Raw genomic sequence first — 20,206 nt, 5'->3', positions numbered from 1 at the left:
CCGGATCGCCCGGCTCCGGGCCCGGTTGCTGCCACGGCTTCGCCGCACCGGAGATAGCCGGACTTGAGGCGAGTCGTCAACTGGCGGAAGAACTCAGGGTGACCATCCTCCTGGCAGTGGGCGAGGCGGAGGCGACAAGGAGGAGACTTCATGTCCGAACAGCAGTCCGCCGGGGAAGTGTCGAGTACGCGGAGTGGACAGCCACGGGGGAACCTCCTGGTGAGAGCGGATGGATCAGGGGTGGTGGCGGGCGAGCGCCCTACGAGTCGCCGGCGTCCCCGCCGCCCTGGTTGCCGCCCAGGTCGTCCGCGGTGTCCTCGAAGATGTTGACGCAAGACCTGCCAACGCCCCCGGTGGGCATCGTGGGCTGAGCGGTCTGCTCACACCCGGATGACCTGGGGGCCCAGCAGCGCATAGCGCTGGGCCTCCACAGCGGTGAGCGAGGTGTTGGTGATGATGGCCTCGAAGTCCGGTACCTCGGCGAACCGGCAGAAACTCACTGCGCCGAACTTGGTGTGGATCCCCGAGAAGATCCGGCGCCGGGCCGACTTCATGGCCTGCGCCTTGACATGGCCGACTGCCGGATCGGGGGTGGTCAGCCCGTATTCACGGGAGATGCCGTTGGCTCCGACATACGCCAGGTCGATCACCAGGCCGGCCAGCATGTCGGTCACCCAGTGATCCACGGTGGCCATCGTGTTGCCCCGCAGCCGACCGCCCAGCAGCAGTACCTGCGTGTTCCCCCGCCGGCGAGCGAGCCCGCGGTGGTGAGCGACGCCGTGACGACGGTCAGCGGCCGCTCCTGGGGCAGCGCCTCGGCGATCAGCTGCGGGGTGAAGCCCTCGTCGATGAACACGGTCTCCGCCTCCCCGAGCAACTCAACTGCTGCCGCGGCGATTCGGGCCTTCTGTGGCACGTGCCGGGTGGTGCGGGCTGCGAGTGTTGTCTCGAATCCGGCGCTCTCGACGGGGTAGGCCCCACCGTGCGTACGGCGGACCAGGCCGCTCTCCTCCAGCATCCGCAGATCCCGCCGCACGGTCTCCAGGGAAACGGCCAACTCCCCCGAGAGGGCGGCGACTTCCACCGATCCATTGCGTCGCGCGACCGTCAGAATGGCACGCCGACGTTCGTCGCCGTCCAGGGTCATCTCCTCTTCTGTGTGTCGAAGGGCCCTGGTCTCCCCTGTGAGCCTCCATGAATTCTCCACATGATCCATCGGCATTGACCAGGATGGCTGTACTGGGCATGAGTGTAATGAGCGGCACTGCTCAGCCGGCCTCAGGCCGTCGGCGTCGCCCCGGTCGCGGGCCAGGGCCGGACCCTGGCGATGAGCAGGGCCACGTCGTCGTGGTCTCCGGGGTGGCGCAGAGAGTGCAGAAGAACGTCACAGGTCTCTTCCAGAGACCGGGGAGGGGCGGCGAGGAGGGCCAGGAGGGTCTGCAGACGTTCATCGATGGCCTGGTCGCGCGTTTCGACCAGGCCATCGGTGTAGAGGACCAGATCATCGTGGGGGCGCAGATCGAGCGCAGTGGTCTGGAAGTTGACGTCGCCAACGCCGAGCGGGGCGCCAGTGGGCACCTCGAGCAGTTCGGGGGGCAGGCCAGGGCGTACCAGGGCCGGCGGCAGGTGCCCGGCGTTGGAGATGAGGCACTGGGACTGGTGGGGATCGTAGACGGCGTAGATGCATGTGGTAATGGTCTGCACCATGCGGTCGGCGATGCGATCGAGGTGGCGCAGCACCTGGGCGGGGTCGAGGTCGAGTTCGGCCAGCGTGCGGGTGGCGGTGCGGAGCTGGCCCATCGTGGCGGCGGCGCTGATGCCGCTGCCCATGACATCGCCGACGACGAGGGCGGTCTTGTCGCCCGTGAGCGGGATGACGTCGAACCAGTCGCCGCCGACCTCGCTGGCGGCCTGGGCCGGCTCATAGCGGTACGCAATCTCCAGACCGGGTTGGTCCGGTGGCTGCTGAGGCAGAAGGCTGCGCTGGAGAGTGAGTGCGGTATTGCGCACCTGCTGGTACCAGCGGGCGTTGTCGATGCACACGGCCGCTCGCGCGGCCAGCTCGCCGGCCAGGATCTCATCGTCGGTGTTGAACGGTTCAGGGTTGCGGGTTCGCTTGAGGTCGAGGGCGCCGAGGACTTCGCCGCGCGCGATCAGTGGCACGGCGAGGTAGGAGTGCACCCCCGCCGTGGCCAGCAGCCTCGCGGCTTCGGGACTGCGGGCGATACGCAACAGGTCGTCGGTCTCCACGTGGGGCACCCGGACCGGGCGGCCGGTGATCACGCACTGGGTGACCAGCCGGTCGGTCTCATACCTGGCGACCTCACCGGGCGGATCAGCGGCGCGTACGGCATCGGTGGGGTGCGCGGCGGCCACGGCGAGAGCCCGGAACACCGCGGGGCCTTCATGGATCGCGATGGCCCCGCGGGCGTTCAGCACACTGTCGAGCACGTCCACGGCGGCCACGTCGGCCAGCTCCGGTACGGACACTCCGGCGAGTTCACGGGCGGTCTGGTCGAGGTCGAGCGTGGTGCCGATGCGTATGGTGGCGTCAGCAACGAGCGCGAGGCGTTTCCGGGCCTGAACGACCTCGGCGGTGGCGCGATACCGCTCGGTGACGTCCACGACTGAGGTGGCCACCCCGAGCACTTCCCCGTTGGAGGACTCCAGCCGGTAGAACGAGACCGACCAGGCGTGCTCGCGGTCCGGATCGGCCGGGGTGCGCCCGACCGACTCCTGGTCAAGCAGCGGAACGCCCGTGGCGAGAACCTCGCGCATCGCGGACTCGATTGCCTCGGTGTCCAAAAAAGGCACGGCATCCCGGACGTGACGTCCAACATGCTCGGCGGCCGGCAGGCCATTGATGCGTTCGAGTGCCGGGTTGACGCTGACGTACCGCAGATCAGTGTCCACCACCGCCAGCCCGATCGGGGACTGGGAGACCAACCGGGTGGACAGGGCCAGGTCCCGCTCCACCTGCAGCAACGTCGCCTGGTCGGTGGCGAGGCCCAGTGCGTAGAGCTCCTTCCGGTGGTCCTCCAGCCGCATATTGCGGAACTCCACCAGCAGCGTGCTGCCGTCCTTGCGCCGTACGGGGAAGGCACCCGCCCAGTTCCCGTCGCCCACCATCACCTCGGCGAACAGCTGGCGCACCAGTTCCATGTGCTGCTCATGGACCAGCAACCGATCTGCGAAGCGGCCGAGCGCCTGCTCGGCGGTGTACCCGAACAACTCCTCGGCCTGCGGGCTCCACAGCGCGATCCGGCCGTACGCGTCCAGTACCACGGCGGCGACGCTCAGCAGATCAAAGAGCCCCCCGGGCTCGGATGCGCCGCCTCTCGGCCGGGCGGGTTCGGCAGGGAAGGCATCGGCTGCACACATCCCAGGATCTCCTTCCGCCCGCCGCCACTCGATCCGGTGCCGACTCCGGCCCGCAGCGTCGCCGTGCGCAGGGTCCGGTGCCTCCTATCGTCTCTCGCCCTCGGCTGATCTTGCACCCGTGTTCCCGATTCAAAACTCGCACGGTCAACCCGCATCGGCGCCCGGCAGTCAGCGTGCGACCGGCTCGAGGAAGTCGGACTATGAAGCCGAAGAGCGGAGTAACGGTGACCCAGGAAACTGCCACCCGCGGCACGGGCGACGCGCTGGTCGTGCTGCGCGACGTCAATAAGCACTTCGGCGCGCTCCATGTCCTCCAGGACATCGACCTGACCATCGCCCAGGGCGAGGTTGTCGTCGTCATTGGGCCGTCCGGGGGCGGTAAGTCCACACTGTGCCGCGCCATCAACCGCCTGGAGACCATCGACTCCGGCGAGATCGCCATCGACGGCAAGCCCCTGCCCGCCGAGGGCCGCGAGCTGGCCGCACTGCGTGCCGATGTGGGCATGGTCTTCCAGTCCTTCAACCTCTTCGCGCACAAGACCGTGCTGCAGAACGTGACGCTCGGCCAGATCAAGGTCCGCAAGAAGGACAAGAAGGCCGCCGAGGAGCGGGCGCGCCGGCTGCTCGACCGGGTGGGAGTCGCCTCCCAGGCGGACAAGTACCCCGCGCAGCTCTCCGGTGGCCAGCAGCAGCGGGTGGCGATCGCCAGAGCGCTGGCCATGGACCCGAAGATCATGCTCTTCGACGAGCCGACATCCGCGCTCGACCCGGAGATGATCAATGAGGTGCTGGAGGTCATGCAGCAGCTCGCCCGGGACGGTATGACGATGGTCGTCGTCACCCATGAGATGGGGTTCGCCCGTTCGGCCGCCAACCGCGTGGTCTTCATGGCGGACGGCCGGATCGTGGAAGAGACGACACCCGATCAGTTCTTCAGCAACCCGCGCAGCAACCGCGCCAAGGACTTTCTTTCGAAGATTCTTCACCACTGAGCCGGCCCCTTGAGCACTCCGGATCCTTGAGCACTAGGGATGATCACCATGAAGCTTCGTATGGTCTCTGCCGCAGCAGCCGCTGCGCTCACGCTGTCCCTCACCGCCACGGCCTGCGGATCCGGCGACGGCGACAAGAGCAGTGCGGGCAGCGGTGACAAAAAGATCACCGTCGGCATCAAATTCGACCAGCCAGGCATCGGCCTGAAGACCCCGGACGGCAAGTACACGGGTCTCGACGTCGACGTGGCGGCGTACGTGGCCAAGCAGCTCGGCTACAAGCCCACCGACATCGAATGGAAGGAAGCCAAGAGCGCCGACCGCGAGACGCTGCTCCAGAGAGGTGATGTCGACTACATCGTGGCCTCCTACTCGATCACGCCCGAGCGTCAGAAGAAGGTCGACTTCGCCGGCCCCTACCTGCTGGCGCACCAGGACGTCCTGATCCGGGCGGACGACAACTCCATCAAGAAGCCCGAGGACCTGAACAACAAGAAGCTCTGCTCGGTCACCGGGTCCACCTCCGCGCAGAACGTCAAGACAAAGATCGCGCCGAAGGCTCAGCTGCAGGAGTACGGCGGCTACTCCGAGTGCCTCACCGGTCTGGAGAACAAGGTCATCGACGCCCTGACCACCGATGACGCGATCCTCGCCGGCTACGCCGCGCAGCCCGAGTTCAAGGGCAAGTTCAAGCTGGGCGGCTTCAAGCTGAGCAACGAGAACTACGGCATCGGTGTCCAGAAGGGCAGCGAGCTCAAGGCCAAGATCAACACCGCCCTGGAGAAGATGGTCAGCGACGGTTCCTGGCAGGCCTACGTCAACAAGAACCTGGGACCGGCCGGCTACAAGAACGAGCCTGCACCGAAGATCGGCGTCATCGTCAGCTGAAGCGGGTGCCTGACCGGCGCGCCGCCCATCGCTGCGGCGCGCCTCGCCCTTCTCACACGCGGAAGGCCGGGAGATCGTGTTCGACTTTCTTGAGGGTTACGACGTGCTGGGGGCCTTCTGGGTGACGGTGCAGCTCGCCTTCTATTCCGCAGTCGGCTCTCTGATCTGGGGAACGCTCCTGGCGGCCATGCGGGTCAGCCCGGTGCCCCTGATGCGCGGCTTCGGCACCTCCTACGTCAACGTGGTGCGGAACATCCCGCTGACGGTGATCATCGTCTTCACCTCGCTGGGCCTCTTCCAGACACTCGGCGTCAATCTCGGCGCGGACGACTTCAACACCATCAATTTCAGGCTCGCCGTGCTCGGCCTGACCGCCTACACGTCCGCCTTCGTGTGTGAGGCGCTGCGGTCCGGCATCAACACCGTGCCCCTCGGCCAGACGGAGGCAGCGCGTGCCATCGGCCTGAGCTTCACCCAGGTCCTGCGGCTGATCGTCCTCCCGCAGGCATTCCGCTCTGTGGTGGGTCCGCTGGCGAACGTGCTGATCGCCCTCATCAAGAACACCACGGTGGCCGCCGCGATCGGTGTCGCCGAGGCCGCGGCGCTGATGCGGCAAATGATCGAGAACGAGGCTCAGCTCATTCTCATCTCCGGCATCTTCGCGTTCGGATTCATCTGCCTCACCCTCCCGACCGGACTGTTCCTCGGCTGGGTCAGCAAGAAGGTGGCGGTGAAGCGGTGACCTCCGTCCTGTACGACGCCCCGGGACCGCGCGCCAAGCGGCGCAATGTCCTGTTCACGGTGGTGTTCGTGATCGCGCTGGCAGCGCTGATCTGGTGGGTGGTCCAGAGCCTCGTCGACAAGAACCAGCTCGAATGGGCCAAGTGGAAGCCGTTCTTCACCGATTCCCGTGCCTGGTCGACGTACCTCCTGCCGGGGCTCAAGAACACGCTCAAAGGCGCCGCCCTGGCCATGGTCATCGCGCTGCCGCTCGGAGCGTTCTTCGGTATCGCGCGGCTCTCCGACCACTGGTGGGTACGGGGCGCGGCCGGCGCCGTCGTGGAGTTCTTCCGTGCCATCCCGGTGCTGATCCTGATGCTATTCGCCAACGCGGCGTACGCCGAGTACACCGACATCAGTCCCGACAACCGGCCGCTGTACGCCGTGGTCACGGGCCTGGTGCTCTACAACGCCTCGGTGCTCGCCGAGATCGTACGGGCGGGCATTCTCTCCCTTCCCCAGGGGCAGTCCGACGCGGCCAAGGCGATCGGTATGCGCAAGAGCCAGACCATGCTGTACGTGCTGCTGCCGCAGTCGGTCACCGCGATGCTCCCCGCCATCGTCAGCCAGCTGGTGGTCATCGTGAAGGACACCGCGCTCGGTGGCGCGTTGCTCGGCTTCTCCGAACTGCTGGCATCGGTCCGCCCGATGAGCGCGAACTACGGGGCGAACACCATCGCCAGCTTCACCGTCGTCGCCGTGATCTTCGTCGTGCTCAACTTCGCGCTCACCACCTTTGCGAGCCGGCTGGAAGGCCGGCTGCGCCGTGGCAAGAGGTCCACCGGCGCGGTGGTCGGCGTCGACGCGGTCGAGGAGCTCTCGACGCCCGGCGAGCACGTCGGCCCAGGAGAGCTGGACGGCGGAGGGGGACGGGCCGGGGGCGGGCCGGCCGATCGGACGAAGTGACAGGACGAACTGACGACAGGTGAGTGAGTGACTCTGCGGCCTCTCACCTCGGGGAAACCGATGCGAAGAAGCCAAACCCTCTTCCGGGCGAGGACGGGGCGATGGGAGGGCAACCATGAGGGGGATGCCGCTCGTCCCCACCTATGGTCGCGCCGATGCCGGGGCGGCCATGGCCCACACAGGGCCTGTGAGCGAAGGAGGCGGTGTGCTCCGCATTCACTTCACCCCCCACGACCTGCAGAACATCCGAATCGCTCCGCAGCCCGACCCATTGTGGGAACTGGTCTGCAGTGTGTGCCGATTACAGACCGGACAGGGACGGCTCGAGTTCGGCGATTGGCGTAGCTCGGCCCACCACAGGCTCCGCACGGATCCGCTGGTGAATCGTGCCCTGCATCTGCTGCGGACAGTGATTCCCCCTTCCGGCTACATCCCGGACTTCCTCACCCCGCCGGTCCCCGGCGCCGATCTGCCCGCGGGCCTCGAGCAGGTGCGCCTCACCCCGCACAGACAGCTGGTCCGCGAGATGTCGAGACTGGCCGAGTCCCGCCCGATCCCGAGCTGGACCTCGCTCGGCGGTCCTGGTCGCGATGCGCTTGCCTCGCTGACAGGCGCACTGGCGACGTATCACGGGGCACTGCTGCGGCCGTACTGGTCCCGCATCCGTACCGCTGTCGGCAACGATGTCAGCCAGCGAGCGCGCACCCTGCTGGAAGGCGGCACACAGACGTTGCTGGACGGATTGCACCCGCTGGCGCGGTGGAACTCCCCGGTGCTGGAGGTGGATTACCCCGTCGATCGCGACCTGTACCTGGAGGGCCGCGGACTGCTTCTCGTTCCCTCGTACTTCTGCTGGCGTCGGCCGACCGCCCTCGCGGATCCGGCCCTGGCCCCGGTGCTCGTCTATCCGGTGGCGAAAGCGCCGCTCGACCTCGTGCGGGGGACGGAGGACGGACTCGAGCGGCTGCTCGGCCGCACCCGGGCTGCGGTGCTCACCGAGGTGGCCGACAGAAGCACCCGGACCACTTCCGAGGTGGCCGAGGCCGTGGGGGTCTCACTGCCCAGCGTGAGCTATCAGATCAGCGTCCTGCGCGACGGGGGTCTCGTGACCAGCCGCCGCGAAGGCAAGTACGTCCTGCATGCGGTGACCCCGTTGGGGCTCCAACTGCTCGGCGCCGGCATGCCGGTCCGGGCGGAGTCGCTGGGCGGCGATGTCGCTGCTGGAGCCGGGAACACCGAGGCGGCCCGCTCGCTGCTCGCCCCCGCCGGCCTGGACCGTGATCAGGAGATCGTGCGGCGCTGAGCCGGCTCCCCGCGCATCTTCTGCCCCATCGACGAAGTGGACATATGGTTCATAGTGTCGATCTGGTGGCCACGCAGGCACGGCTGTCCGGACTCGTCGCCATCGGCTGCGACGACCCCTCCCGTCGCGAACGACGCCTGCGCGTTCTGAAAGGGTTCCGATGCACCCGGCTCTCAGCTCTGCTGCCCTCTTCCAGCTGCGACAGCAGCGTTCCTATCCGGCAGTGACGGTTCTGATGCCCACTCATCGCCGCGAACCGGACAACGCGCAGGACCCTGTGCGTCTGCGCAATCTGATGGCCGAGGCCAAGGGCCAGCTTCAGGCCGATCCGGCCGTCACCCGGGACAGGCGGATCGATGTCACCGAGCAGTTGGACATGGCTCTGGCGGAGGTCGATCTGGTACATGCCGAGGACGGGCTGGCGGTCTTCGCCGCGCCGGGAGAGCACCAGGTGTGGTCGCTGGGCCGTACGGTGCCCGAGCGAGTGGTGCTCTCGGACACCTTCCTGACCCGCAACCTCGTTTCGGCGCAGGCCGCCGAGCACCCCTTCTGGGTGCTGGCCGTCTCCTCCGACCGCGTCTCTCTGTGGAGCGGCGGAGCGGAGCGCGTCGTCGAGGAGGCAAGGGGGGCGTTCCCACTGACCCGGAGCCTTGAGGACCCCGACGCCGAGCGCCAGGAGCGGATCGGGGATGTGCCCAGCACCTTCAGCGACGAGCAGACCCGCCAGTTCCTGCGGGAGGCGGACGCTGCGATGGGTGCCGTACTCAAGTCCGATCCGCGGCCCCTGTATGTGGCCGGTGAAGCGGTGGCGCTCGCTCTTCTCGACGGTGTCGGAACGGTGGCCAAGGGGACGGCCACCCACATCCCGCAGGGAGGGCTGGCAACGGGACCCGCCGACGCCGTGTGGCAGGCCGTACGGCCGTTCGTCGAGGCCCGGGCCGAGAAGGAAGTCGCCCATGTCCTTGAGGAACTGGACAAGGCCCGAGGACGACGGGCGTTCGCCGCCGGGGTCGACGAGATCCGGCAGAACGTGACATCCGGCCGGGTCGCGCTGCTGGCCGTTGAGGAGAACTACCGGGAAACCGTCCGCGAGTCCGGCGGCCACCTGATGCCGGCCGAACCCGGTGATCTGGATGCCCTCGACGACATCGTCGACGAGATCGTCGAGCGGTCCCTGGACACGGGCGCGGAGGTGCGCTTCGTGCCTGACGGCACGCTTGCCGACATGGGCGGAATCGCGAGCGCCCTGCGCTACTGAGCTCACGACACGGGTGGGCAACCGGGGGGGGTGACCCGCAGTCACCGACAGTGAAAGGGAACCCCGATGACGGCATGCGTGAAGGGCCGGGCGAGCACGAGGCGTTTGGCCATTGTTGCGTTGACGCTGATCACTGCCGCCTCGAGCGCGTCCGTCCTCGTTTCGTGCAGCACCGGCAACGGCGACACCGGCAGCAGTTCGCCGTTCAGTCCCCGCCCGACGCCTCCCAACATGTCCGCGTTCTCAGGTACGCCGCCCTCCGCCCTGGCTTCGGCGGCCGCCTCGGCCCGCGCCAGAGCGTCCGCCGCGGCGGCGTCCGCGTCTGCTGCCGCCTCCGCCTTCGAGTCTTCCGTCTCGGCCGAGGTGGCCCGTGCGAACGCAGCGGCCGCTGCCGAACTCAAGAAGGTGCAGGGAAGCGGCAACGCGACGTCCGACGTCTCACTGACGGGGAAGCCGCGGGCCCAGACCGGTGGTCTGGTCGCCGCGGTGGTCAGCATCACCAACCGCACCGACCAGAAGGCGTCGTACGCCGTGCAGGTCGACTTCACCGACCCCTCCGGCAAGGTGGTGGAGAGCAGAATTGTTGGCGCGGAGGACCTCGATCCGGGCGAGAAGGAGCAGTCCATCGCCATCAGCCGCAAGCCCGCCGACCTGAATCTGACCCCCAGGATCGCCAAGGCCCAGCGGTACTGACGGTTGGGGGACCCTCGGCGATGTGACGCCCGTCACGCCACTTTGGGCCGGATGTGACGGTACGTAGTGAGACCGTCTGCGCCTTCGGTACGTACTGTTACGTGTGGCGCAGGACCACGCCAGGGGAACTCGAGGAGACTCATGAGACCGTTTGTGTTGAACTACGCCCGTCCGGCCGAGAATTCAGCAGTCACCGATCCCTACACGTACGACTCCGCCCTGCAGTTGAACGTCCTGTCCGACGGACGCCCCGCCATCGCGGACCGGGCGGTGCTCCTGGCGGCCGGTACGACGACCTCCACTGCCGGTTCGCAGACGCACTTCGACGACTGACCGGACCGGCGCGTCGATGACTGTGCTGATTCTGACCTGTCAGCAGGATGTGACAACGGACATGGTGGTGGCCGGTCTGCACGAACGGGGGATTCCGCTGGTGCGATTCGATCCCGCTGACCTCCCCGGCGAGGCCGCACTGTCGGCGGAGTTCGTCAGCGGCGACTTTCGGGGCTATCTGTCGTACGACGGGCGCTTGGTGAGCATGAGCGGCCTGCGTTCCATATGGGTGCGCAGGCCGGGGGAGGCCGCGGCACACGCCTCCGAGCCGTCGGAGTGGCTCACCGCCGAGTCCGGGCAGGCGCTGTACGGGATGCTCAACTCCACCACGGCACGCTGGATGAACCATCCCTGCGTGGCCGCACAAGCCCGCTGCAAACCATGGCAGTTGCGCGTTGCCCATCGCAGCGGTTTCGCCGTGCCGCCCACGCTCATCACCACCTTTCCGCGCGTGGCCCGCCAGTTCGCGGCGCAGTACCGGGAGATCGTGGTGAAGTCCACCTCCGGTCCGCCGCGCAGCGATCCACCGGTCACGCTGCCCACCACCCGCATCGGGCCCGAGACGGATTTCTCCGGCGTCGCGGCCGCCCCCACCCTGCTGCAGAAGTACATTCCCAAACGGGCCGACATCCGGCTGACCTGCGTCGGTGGGCGGCTGTTCGCTGCCCGGAAGATCTCGGCGTCCGGCCAGGTGGACGGGCGCTACGGCACCACCGGTCAGGCCTGGGAGCCCGCCGACGTGCCCCACCGCATCGCCAGGGCCGTCCACGACTTCACAGGCCTTGCCGGTCTCGCCTACGGGGCTTTCGATTTCGCCGAGGACGCCGAGGGTGTCTGGTGGTTCCTGGAGTGCAACCAGGGCGGCCAGTTCGGCTTTGTCGAGCTGGAGACGGGGCAGCCCATCGCCGAGGCGGTTGCGTCGTGGCTGGCGTACACAGCCGCGTAGGCGGAGGTGGGAGGGGATGCGCCGCGTCAGCTTGCGATGCGCCTCCGGACCGTGCGATGCGCGTCCAGCGCGTCGGCTATGGCCCCAGACTTTCGGCCTTGTCGAGTTCCACGTCCAGTGCCACGGCTGCTGTGATGAGGGACAGATGGGTGAACGCCTGTGGGAAGTTGCCCAGTTGCTCTCCCGTCGGGCCGATCTCCTCGGCGAATAGGCCGACATGGTTGGCGTAGGTGAGCATCTTCTCGAAGGCATAGCGTGCCTCTTCGACCCGCCCCGCGCGGGCGAGCGCCTGCACGTAGTGGAAGGTGCACAGCGTGAATGTGCCCTCGGAGCCCCGGAGTCCGTCGGGAGAGGCGGACGGGTTGTAGCGGTAGACGAGGCTGTCGGAGACCAGCTCGCGCTCCATCGCGTCGAGAGTGGCGAGCCAGCGCGGGTCCTTGGGCGCGATGAACCCGACGAGCGGCATGAGCAGCAGTGAGGCGTCCAGGACGTCGGTGTCGTAGTGCTGGACGAAGGCCTGGCGCTGCTCGCTCCAGCCGCGCTCCATCACCTGCATAAAGATCGCGTCGCGGGTGGCGGTCCAGCGCTCCAGGTCGGCGGGTCGGGCGTTGTCGCGCGCGATACGGATGCCGCGGTCGAAGGCCACCCAGGACATCAGCCGACTGTAGGTGAAGTCGTGGCGGCCGCCGCGGGTCTCCCAGATGCCTTCGTCGGGCCGGTCCCAGTTGTCGGCGAGCCAGTCCAGGACACCTGCGAGAGCCAGCCAGCCCTGGTAGCCGGCGGTCTCCGTGATGGCTCCCAACTCCAGCATGGCGAATGCAGCCTCGCCGTAGATGTCCAACTGGAGCTGGTCGGCCGCTCCGTTCCCGATGCGTACCGGGAACGATCCGAGATAGCCCTCCAGGTGGTCGAGCAGCTCCTCGCTCAGGTGCGGGTCGCCGTCCACCCGGTACATGATCTGCAGCGGCTCGCCGGAGACGGTCGCGCCCGCGGCCACCCGCTGGCCGAGCCATCGGCGGAAGGCGTCCGCCTCCTCGGTGAAACCCAGGTCGATCAGCGATCGTACGGACAGCGAGGCGTCCCGGATCCAGGTGTATCGGTAGTCCCAGTTGCGCTCGCCGCCCACCTGCTCGGGCAGTCCCGCGGTCGCGGCGGCGATCGGGGCGCCCGTGGGCGCGTACGTGAGCAGCTTGAGCGTGATGGCCGAGCGGTTCACGGTCTGCCGCCAGCGGCCGCGGTACCGGGACGTCCGGAGCCACCCGTGCCAGTACTGTACGGTCGCCCGCCAAGTGGCCCATGCCATATCGGCGTTGAGAGGCTCCGGCGGCGCGTCGCCGCCGGCGCAGGTGGTCAGTACGACGACGGCGATTTCACCGGCCTGCAGTGTGACGACGCCCTGGACGTCGCGGTCATTGTCGGCGCTCAGCCGTGCGGTGCTCTGGAGGTGAACGTCGACGCCGGGGCCGGTGAAGACAGCGGCGTCGCCCGCCTCGGTCAGGCTCAGTTTGTGCGTGGCACGGCCGTAGTCGAAGCGAGGTCTGCACTCCACGGTGAACGTCATGCTGCCGCGCACGACGCGCATCGCCCGGAAGATCCGGTGCCGGTCCGTGGGTGTTTCCGGGGTGTCCACCGGCATGAAGTCCAGGACCTCGCCCACCCCGTCGGTGGTGAGGTAACGGGTGACCAGGACTGCGGTGTCGGGCAGGTAGAGCTGGGTGATCCTGGCATCCGGGTGGTCGGCTGCGATCCGGAAACTGCCGCCACGGTCCTGGTCGAGCAGAGCGGCGAAGATGCTGGGCGAGTCGAATCGCGGCGCGCAGAACCAGTCGATCGCTCCGTCGGACGCCACCAGAGCAGCGGTCTGCAGGTCACCGATCATCCCGTGGTCGGCGATGGGCGGGTACTGGCGCATCCAGGGGTCCCCTCGTCAGGAGCCGGTGACCCCCGTCGGTGGACCCGCCGGTGGCGAACTCCATCGTGCGGTGCCCAGGCCGGGCCCGCACGTCAGGCGTTCGCGCTCCGGTGTCCGCTCGACCGGTTTGGCCGGCCGGGACGCCCCGCTCCTAGACGTGCGTCCGCCTGCGGTGCGCATCGGTGCCCGCGAGGAGTGCCTCGGTGATCAGCCGGACGCCGCGGGCCAGGCGGTTCAGCTGCTCCAGTTCGATGGCGTACAGCCTGATGGTGCTCTCGATGATGACCTCGGACACGCCCAGGGTGGGCAGTTCCGCCCGGCAGGTCTGCAGTGCGACCCGCACGGCACGTATCTCGTGCTGCACCTGGAGGTGCGCATGGCGGGCGAGCAGGATGTGGTGGCGGGTGAGCGTCGAATAGCCCGCATAGCGGGCCGGCAGGAGGTCTCGCAGCCACCGGGCCGCCGTGCGCTCCCAATCGTGGCTACCGGGGGCCTTGACCTGACAAGGCCAGTCGGAGTCGATCGGTGAGAAGGTCTGGGACATCGTCGTCGCTTCCGGATGTGAGGCGGATGGGCTCTGATCGCGGGGGTGGTCGCGGAGGTTGGTGGCGGCCCCGGCCCAGGGGTTGACCGGGGCCGCCAAGGGCATCCGCGCGAAAAAGGCGCAGCGCCCGGGTTGAACACCATGGGCCGACGCGAGGAGGAGGGGCGTCGTCCCTGGGTGTTCGGTCACGTGGCCCGTAGGGGCTCGATGCGGTACACCGCGCGTACCTGAGTGGCATTCACTGTCGTGGTGCTGTCCACCGACTGCGCGAGTCGGCAGACGATGCCGAGTCCGCGTCCGCTTACGTTCGCGGGAGACCAGAGAACCGACCGTCGTACCGGCCCCAGCTGCTTCCTGCGGGCTGCGCCGCGTGCGGCGGGGCGAGGCGTGAGGTGCATGGTGCGGACCGCCGGCTTTCCTTCGGTGAGGGCTGAGGTCTGGCTCGCGACTTCGGGGCACCCGGGGGTCGCAGATGCAGTAAATATATATACCGTCGAGTAAGCAAGGGTATGAAAAAATTCATGCACAAAATGTGATGACTGATCCATGATCAAGTCTTCGGTGCGCGAACCGGCAGGCAGGGCGGCCCGTCGCCGAGGTCGACGCAAGCGGGTACCCGCTCGTGTCGGTCCGGGAGGAGGAACCCGCTTCAGTCCTCGAGGAAGAAGTCGTGCTGTTCCGCGGCATGCTCGTAGCCCTCCAGTCGCACCTGCGTGCGCTCGGGATCGGCATCGGCCATGGCTTGGAGGACGGCGGCGGACATGACCACCGGCGCCGCGTAGGAGTCGAAGACGAGACGTGATCCGGTGCCGGCGGTGAGTACCACATCGGCCTCGTCCACAAGCGGCCCGAGTGTCAGGTCGGTGATCAGCGCGACATGCAGCCCCGTCCTACGGGCGGCCCGCATCGCTGCCAGGGTCTCGTTGGCGTGCCTGGGCATCGCGAACGCCAGCATCCAGGTCCCGCCTGCCTCCCGCGACTGGAGCAGCGCGTCGTAGGCGACGCTGCCGCCGCGGGTCACCAGGCGCACGTCGGGATGGATCCGTCTGGCGGCATAGGCGAAGTATTCCGCCAGCGACACGGAGATCCGCAGGCCCAGAACGGTCAGGGGCGTCGAAAGGGCGAGGTCGCGGCCGATCTCGAGCACCTGGTTGGGGTCGGCCAGAACACGGCGCAAACTCTCCAGGTTCTCGATCTCGGCGTCGACGGCCGCCTGTAGTTCATTGCGGCGGATCTCTTCCCGCGTGTCGGGGGACTGGGTGCCCGCGCTCAGCGCGATCGGCTGGAGGGCTTCTCGGAGCGCGGGAAATCCGCTGAAACCCAAGGAGGAGGCGAAGCGGGTCACCGACGGCTGGCTCACACCCACGCGTTCCGCGAGATCCGTGATCGACAGGAACGCGGCCTCGGTGAGGTGGTCGACCATGTACTGGGCGATGCGTCGCTGCGCGGGAGACAGCCGGTGGCCGCCGAACAGTGCGAGAACCCTGTCCGTGGGAGCTGCTTCCACGTCCGGAGACTGCTTTCCCGGCGTGATCGCAGACGCCTGTGCGCGTGCCTGCTGCCCTGATGGCACCGGTGTGCCTCCTTGTCGTCCCACTCGTGCAACATAGCTCACGCACCGTGGCCGCACGGTGGAACTGTTGCGTGGAACAAGGCGGAACGAGGCGGAACAAGGCGGAGCGTGGCGGCTCGCGCGCGGGATCGTCCGATCGCGTACCGCGTCCGGGGAGAGCGTGAAGCAGGGGTCACATCGTCGGCGGAGGACGGTGCCGGGAGGTGATGGCGACCGCGGCCGCGACGGCGAGGACGACGGCGGCCACGAGGAGCAAAACTCCCGTCGGTGACCAGTGCAGGTGGAGCAGCCACGCGCCGAGGATGCCGCCCGTGAACATCGCGAGGACGGCGACGCCCCTGCGGGCCGAGGCGCCGCTGCCGTAGCCCAACGCCGTGTCGTGCCCGAGAGGCGAACCGCTGACCAGCGCGGTGATGGTCCGCGTGACCAGGGTGGTGGGCAGGTCCGGCACATGAGCGCGCATCGCGGTCACATTGCGCATGCCCATGGCGAGCGCCACCAAGGCCACCACCGCGATGTGGCGGGCGGACGGCGTACTGCCCACCCGTACGAGCCCCCAAGCCGTGAACGCCGCCACAGCGAGCAGCGCCGACTCCATGATCAGCGCGAGAACGAGCCACCGGCGCTTGCGGGCTTCCATCGCCGACTCCAGCCGGGCACCGAGGAGGGCTCCAGCGGCGAACGACGCGAGCGACACGGACGTCGCCACTGCGGAAGCGCTGCCCTCGCCCACGAGCGCGAATCCGAAGAAAAGCACATTGCCGGTCTGCATGGCGGTGAACACGGACCCCAGAGCGAGCAGGCTCACGGCTTCGACCATGCCCGTTGTCAGCGTCAGCGCCTCCATGAGCGATGTGAGGGGTGTGGACGTGAGGTCGGGCCCGGGCTTCGTCTCCAAGCCGGCTCCTCGGCTGCGGCGGCGGTGTCCGGCAAGTGTGCGTACCCGCCGGGCACCGCCCGCACCATTGCGCCAACCGTGGGCCGAACCCCGGCAGTGAAGCCGGGTTCAGGACCCGGCTTTCACGTCGGCTATGCGTACGTCGGCCACTTGTACGCCGGCTATTTGACGGAGCCCGCCATCACTCCCTGGACGAAGTGCCGCTGGAAGGCGAAGAAGACGACCAGCGGCACCACCAGCGAGAGGAAGGCGCCCGGCGCCAATACCTCGATATTGCTGCCGAACTGCCGCATCTCGGACTGGAGGGCGACCGTGAGCGGCTGGGACTCGCTGTCCGCGAAGAGCAGTGCGACCAGCATGTCGTTCCAGACCCAGAGGAACTGGAAGATGGCCAGGCTGGCCAGCGCCGGCCGTCCGAGTGGAAGGATCAGCCGGGAGAAGATCCGCCATTCGCTGCCGCCGTCCATCCGCGCGGCCTCCAGCATTTCGCGCGGGATCTCGGCGAAGTAGTTACGCAGCAGGAAGATCGCGAAGGGCAGTCCGTACGCGACATGGAAGAGGATCACACCCGGAATCGTGCCGAACAGCCCGACGGCGCCGAACAGTTTGGCCACCGGCAGCAGCCCGATCTGGACGGGCACCACGAGGAGGCCCACGACCACCAGGAAGATCGCATCGCGGCCAGGGAACTCCAGCCAGGCGAAGGCGTATCCGGCCAGCGCCGCGATTCCGACGACCAGCGCGGTGGCCGGCACCGAGATCAGCACGGTGTTCCAGAAGGCCTGCGTGATACCGGAGTTCTCGAACAGGGCGGTGTAGTTGTCGAGGGACAGCTGCCCGGGGTCGGTCAGCGCCGTCCACCAGCCCTCGGTCGCGTTGTCCTGCTCGGAGCGCATCGAGGAGAGGAACAGCCCGGCCAGCGGGGTGATCCAGACAAGTGCGACCACGATCAGGACGGCCTGGACCAGTCCGTTGCCGAACCAGGTGCTCAGCCGGCTCAGCGGACGCGGGCGCGGGCGCCGCGGCAGAGTGGCGAGGTGGGCGGAGGTCGCGGCCGTTCGCGGGGACGAATTGCGCTCGATGGTGCTGTGGCCGCTCATTTTCCGCTCCTTCGGAAGCGCCGGACATTGAAGATCATGGCGGGCACGACCAGAAGCAGCAGCAGCACGCTCAAGGCGCTGCCGAGTCCCTGGTTGTTGCCGCCGCCGAAGGACACCAGCCACATCCGGGTCGCCAGCACATTGGCCTCTTCCTGGACCGGTCCCGGCGCGATGATGTAGACGAGGTCGAAGACCTTCATCACATTGATCACCAGGGTCACGAAGACCACCGTCAGAACCGGAGTGAGCAGTGGCACCGTGATCTTCCGGAAAATCTGCCACTCGTTGGCGCCGTCCATCCGGGCCGCCTCCAGCGAGTCCCGGGGGAGAGCAGCGAGCCCTGCTGCGATCAGCACCATCGAGAATCCGGTCCAGATCCACAGATAGGCGCCGATGATGGCCGGGGTCACCAGCGCCGGGCCGAGCCAGGAAATGCCTTGGTAGGGTGCCGCGAAGTTCTCCGCCGGAAGCCGGACGGTGTACGAACCGGCTTCCAGGCCGCGGAAGTTGAACGAGCCGTCCGCAGCGGTGGTGGCCGTGGCCGCCACCTTTCCGTCCCGTACCGCCTCCACCGACATCCCCGGCAGGCCCTTCTCGGCCGGGTCGACCTTGCCCGGCGTACCGCCGCCGCCGGGGGTGAAGTCGAGGTAGACGACGCCCCTGACCTCGTCCGCGGCGGCCGCGGCCAAGGACGCGGCATGTGCGGGCCGGGCCTCTGCCGGCATCTTGTCCGGTGCCACTCCGACGAAGCCGAGACTGATCGACTTCCCGGAGCCGACCGCGTCGGCCGTGCGGTACGTTCCGCCCGGGTCCCTGGCCAGGCCCTGGTTCTCGCGGGCCCTGGCGGTGGGGTAGGCGGAGCGGTCGTCGAAGGCGTCGTGTACGCCGACGGCCACGGCGTTGAGCACGCCCCGGTCCGGGTCCTCCTCGTAGACGAGCCGGAAGATGATGCCGGCGGCGAGGAACGACACGGCCATGGGCAGGAAGAGCACCAGCTTGAAGGCGGTGGCCCAGCGCACCTTCTCGGTGAGCACGGCGAGTACCAGGCCGAGACCGGTCAGCAGAACCGGAGCCACGACCACCCAGATGGTGCTGTTGCGGATCGCTTTGAGCGTCGCGGGGTCGCTGAATATCTCGGCGTAGTTGTCGCCGCCGACGAAGCGATCACCGCTCGCGTCGAAGAGACTGCGGCCGGCGGAGAACAGCACCGGGTAGACGACCAGCGCGCCGAGCAGCAGCAGGGCGGGCAGGACGAACACCACCGCGATGTTCCGCTTCCTGCGCTGGGCACGCCGCCGCGGGGTGGCGGCGTGCCCGGATTTGGTGACAGTGACAGCCATGGAGTGCGACCTCAGTTCCGGTACGCCTTGGCGGCCGCGGCTTCGAGCTTGGCCGCGGTGCCCTTCGGGTCCGAGGGGTCGCGCAGGAAGTCCTGGAGGAGCTTCCACTCGCCCACACCCTTGGTTCCGCCGAATGCGGCCGGAGCCTGGTCGGACATGTCGAAGCGGACCGAGTCACCTGCCTCGACCAGTGACTTGGCCGTGGCACGGGTGGTGTCGTCGGCGTACGAGGCGGGCTTCACGTCCTTGTTGGGGGAGACGAAGCCGCCCGCGCCGGCCCAGACCGCAGCCGCTTCCGGAGTGGCCAGGAACTCCAGCAGCCGCTGCGCCCCCTTCTGGTTCTTGCCGTCCTTGAGCACCACGGCTGCGTCGCCGCCGCTCACCACCGGTGCTTTGCCGCTGTCGACCCCGGGGAAGGGGAAGAACTTGGCGTCCTCGCCGAGCTTGCGGCCGAAGTTGTCCTTGGCCATACCGCCGACGAAGTCGCCCTCGTAGACCATGCCGGCCTTGGGCTCGGGTCCGAAGACCTGCTCGATCGAGCCCGGGAAGTCGGTGCGCAGCGCTCCTGCGGAGCCGCCCGCGACGAGCTGCTTGTCCTTGAAGACCTCGCCGAGCGTGGTGAGTGCCTTGACCACGCTGGCGTCGGTCCACGGCAGACTGTGGGCGGCCAGCTGGTCGTACTTCGCAGGGCCCGCCTGCGAGAGGTAGATGTTCTCGAACCAGTCGGTGAGGGTCCAGCCGTCCTCACCGGCGACGGAGAAGCCCGGGAGTCCCGAGTCGGCGAGCGTACGGCCCGCCTTGAGCATGTCCGGGTAGCTCTTGGGCTCCGTGACTCCGGCCTGCTCGAACGCGCTCGGGCTGTACCAGACGGTCGACTTGTGGGCCGCCTTGAAGTAGAGGCCGTAGTAGGTCTTGTTGACGGTGCCGTAGTTCTTCCACACCTCGGCGAGGTTGGCGCCGGCGGTCGTCGCGGTCTTCTGCGACAGGGGTGCGAGCCAGCCCTCCTTGGCGAACTGCTGGAGTACGCCGACCTGAGGCACCATGGCCACGTCCGGGGCGTTGCCGCCCTCGATCTTGCTGCCGACGAAGGTGGAGACATTGTCACCGGTGGGCACGAAGACCGTCTTGGCGCCGGTCTGTTCGGTGAACGCGTCCAGCACCTTGCGGAAGTTCTTCTGCTCGCTGCCGGTCCAGACACCGGCCACGGTCACGGTCTGGCCGCTGAGCTCCTTGCCGCTCGCCGGGCCGGTCGAGCCGCCGCAGGCCGTCGCACCGAGGGCGAGGGCGAGTGCCGTGGAGGCGGCCGCAGCTGTCCGCCGGTTCGTTGAGAGTCGTCGCATGGTGACAGTCCTTCCAAGA

At 68.1% G+C, this 20,206-nt stretch carries 17 protein-coding genes and 1 pseudogene; 9 read left to right on the top strand and 9 right to left on the bottom strand.

All coding sequences use genetic code 11. The features are described 5' to 3' along the window. Positions 1-380: 380 nt before the first annotated feature. A pseudogene (locus OG735_RS04275) lies at positions 381-1,141 on the bottom strand (DeoR/GlpR family DNA-binding transcription regulator). 137 nt (positions 1,142-1,278) lie between these two features. After that, the gene (locus tag OG735_RS04270) at positions 1,279-3,381 is read right to left on the bottom strand and encodes a SpoIIE family protein phosphatase (protein ID WP_327321789.1); all 2,103 of its coding nucleotides are present in this window, start codon (positions 3,379-3,381) and stop codon (positions 1,279-1,281) included. Between the two features lie 200 nt (positions 3,382-3,581). On the opposite strand from OG735_RS04270, the gene OG735_RS04265 reads away from it, so the two are divergent. The 9 genes from OG735_RS04265 to tgmB all read left to right on the top strand — a co-directional run bounded on the left by OG735_RS04265 (position 3,582) and on the right by tgmB (position 11,480). After that, on the top strand, positions 3,582-4,373 hold the full coding sequence (locus tag OG735_RS04265; RefSeq protein ID WP_327321788.1) for an amino acid ABC transporter ATP-binding protein: 792 nt from the start codon (positions 3,582-3,584) through the stop codon (positions 4,371-4,373). Between the two features lie 48 nt (positions 4,374-4,421). Then, entirely contained in the window at positions 4,422-5,261 is an 840-nt protein-coding gene (locus tag OG735_RS04260; protein ID WP_327321787.1) for a glutamate ABC transporter substrate-binding protein, read from the top strand. A gap of 76 nt (positions 5,262-5,337) precedes the next feature. Then, the gene (locus tag OG735_RS04255) at positions 5,338-6,003 is read left to right on the top strand and encodes an amino acid ABC transporter permease (RefSeq protein ID WP_327321785.1); all 666 of its coding nucleotides are present in this window, start codon (positions 5,338-5,340) and stop codon (positions 6,001-6,003) included. Further along, entirely contained in the window at positions 6,000-6,947 is a 948-nt protein-coding gene (locus OG735_RS04250; RefSeq protein WP_327321783.1) for an amino acid ABC transporter permease, read from the top strand. The genes OG735_RS04255 and OG735_RS04250 overlap by 4 nt, the downstream gene beginning before the upstream one ends. Before the next feature lie 379 nt (positions 6,948-7,326). Then, entirely contained in the window at positions 7,327-8,250 is a 924-nt protein-coding gene (locus OG735_RS04245; RefSeq protein WP_327321782.1) for an ArsR/SmtB family transcription factor, read from the top strand. A gap of 160 nt (positions 8,251-8,410) precedes the next feature. Then, complete coding sequence (locus tag OG735_RS04240) at positions 8,411-9,508, top strand: baeRF3 domain-containing protein (RefSeq protein ID WP_327321781.1); 1,098 nt, start codon at positions 8,411-8,413, stop codon at positions 9,506-9,508. A gap of 66 nt (positions 9,509-9,574) precedes the next feature. Then, positions 9,575-10,201, top strand: a complete 627-nt coding sequence (locus tag OG735_RS04235) for a hypothetical protein (protein ID WP_327321780.1) — start codon at positions 9,575-9,577, stop codon at positions 10,199-10,201. 141 nt (positions 10,202-10,342) lie between these two features. After that, positions 10,343-10,534 (top strand): putative ATP-grasp-modified RiPP, encoded by a 192-nt coding sequence (gene tgmA, locus OG735_RS04230; protein WP_327321779.1) that lies wholly within the window; start codon positions 10,343-10,345, stop codon positions 10,532-10,534. A 16-nt stretch (positions 10,535-10,550) separates the two neighbouring features. Beyond that, positions 10,551-11,480, top strand: coding sequence for an ATP-grasp ribosomal peptide maturase (gene tgmB / locus OG735_RS04225; protein ID WP_327321778.1), 930 nt, complete (start codon positions 10,551-10,553; stop codon positions 11,478-11,480). Between the two features lie 76 nt (positions 11,481-11,556). Here the strand turns inward: tgmB and OG735_RS04220 are convergent, their stop codons facing one another. The 7 genes from OG735_RS04220 to OG735_RS04190 form a co-directional block, all read right to left on the bottom strand. Continuing rightward, complete coding sequence (locus OG735_RS04220) at positions 11,557-13,392, bottom strand: glycoside hydrolase family 15 protein (protein ID WP_327321777.1); 1,836 nt, start codon at positions 13,390-13,392, stop codon at positions 11,557-11,559. A 151-nt stretch (positions 13,393-13,543) separates the two neighbouring features. Then, the gene (locus OG735_RS04215; protein ID WP_327321776.1) at positions 13,544-13,936 is read right to left on the bottom strand and encodes a hypothetical protein; all 393 of its coding nucleotides are present in this window, start codon (positions 13,934-13,936) and stop codon (positions 13,544-13,546) included. Positions 13,937-14,585: 649 nt separating this feature from the next. Beyond that, a complete protein-coding gene (locus OG735_RS04210; protein WP_327321775.1) occupies positions 14,586-15,509 on the bottom strand; it encodes a MurR/RpiR family transcriptional regulator in 924 nt (307 codons plus the stop codon). Positions 15,510-15,681: 172 nt separating this feature from the next. Continuing rightward, the gene (locus tag OG735_RS04205) at positions 15,682-16,407 is read right to left on the bottom strand and encodes a YoaK family protein (RefSeq protein ID WP_327321774.1); all 726 of its coding nucleotides are present in this window, start codon (positions 16,405-16,407) and stop codon (positions 15,682-15,684) included. Between the two features lie 161 nt (positions 16,408-16,568). Next, positions 16,569-17,507: a carbohydrate ABC transporter permease gene (locus OG735_RS04200; RefSeq protein WP_327321773.1), complete on the bottom strand. Its 939-nt coding sequence runs from the start codon at positions 17,505-17,507 to the stop codon at positions 16,569-16,571. Further along, complete coding sequence (locus OG735_RS04195; protein WP_327321772.1) at positions 17,504-18,847, bottom strand: carbohydrate ABC transporter permease; 1,344 nt, start codon at positions 18,845-18,847, stop codon at positions 17,504-17,506. Before OG735_RS04195 ends, OG735_RS04200 begins: the two co-directional genes overlap by 4 nt. A gap of 11 nt (positions 18,848-18,858) precedes the next feature. After that, on the bottom strand, positions 18,859-20,187 hold the full coding sequence (locus tag OG735_RS04190) for an ABC transporter substrate-binding protein (protein ID WP_327321771.1): 1,329 nt from the start codon (positions 20,185-20,187) through the stop codon (positions 18,859-18,861). Positions 20,188-20,206 lie beyond the last annotated feature (19 nt).

The sequence above is a fragment of the Streptomyces sp. NBC_01210 genome, from assembly GCF_036010325.1.
In the GTDB taxonomy this organism is placed as follows: Bacteria; Actinomycetota; Actinomycetes; order Streptomycetales; family Streptomycetaceae; genus Streptomyces.
This window is presented reverse-complemented; position numbering and strand designations above follow the sequence as displayed.

Excerpts from the sequence above, each read along its gene's own strand:
- OG735_RS04270 (WP_327321789.1), bottom strand. The coding sequence starts at position 3,381 with ATGTGTGCAGCCGATGCCTTCCCTGCCGAACCCGCCCGGCCGAGAGGC.
- OG735_RS04265 (WP_327321788.1), top strand. The coding sequence starts at position 3,582 with ATGAAGCCGAAGAGCGGAGTAACGGTGACCCAGGAAACTGCCACCCGC.
- OG735_RS04260 (WP_327321787.1), top strand. The coding sequence starts at position 4,422 with ATGAAGCTTCGTATGGTCTCTGCCGCAGCAGCCGCTGCGCTCACGCTG.
- OG735_RS04240 (WP_327321781.1), top strand. The coding sequence starts at position 8,411 with ATGCACCCGGCTCTCAGCTCTGCTGCCCTCTTCCAGCTGCGACAGCAG.
- OG735_RS04235 (WP_327321780.1), top strand. The coding sequence starts at position 9,575 with ATGACGGCATGCGTGAAGGGCCGGGCGAGCACGAGGCGTTTGGCCATT.
- tgmA (WP_327321779.1), top strand. The coding sequence starts at position 10,343 with ATGAGACCGTTTGTGTTGAACTACGCCCGTCCGGCCGAGAATTCAGCA.
- tgmB (WP_327321778.1), top strand. The coding sequence starts at position 10,551 with ATGACTGTGCTGATTCTGACCTGTCAGCAGGATGTGACAACGGACATG.
- OG735_RS04220 (WP_327321777.1), bottom strand. The coding sequence starts at position 13,392 with ATGCGCCAGTACCCGCCCATCGCCGACCACGGGATGATCGGTGACCTG.
- OG735_RS04215 (WP_327321776.1), bottom strand. The coding sequence starts at position 13,936 with ATGTCCCAGACCTTCTCACCGATCGACTCCGACTGGCCTTGTCAGGTC.
- OG735_RS04200 (WP_327321773.1), bottom strand. The coding sequence starts at position 17,507 with ATGAGCGGCCACAGCACCATCGAGCGCAATTCGTCCCCGCGAACGGCC.
- OG735_RS04195 (WP_327321772.1), bottom strand. The coding sequence starts at position 18,847 with ATGGCTGTCACTGTCACCAAATCCGGGCACGCCGCCACCCCGCGGCGG.
- OG735_RS04190 (WP_327321771.1), bottom strand. The coding sequence starts at position 20,187 with ATGCGACGACTCTCAACGAACCGGCGGACAGCTGCGGCCGCCTCCACG.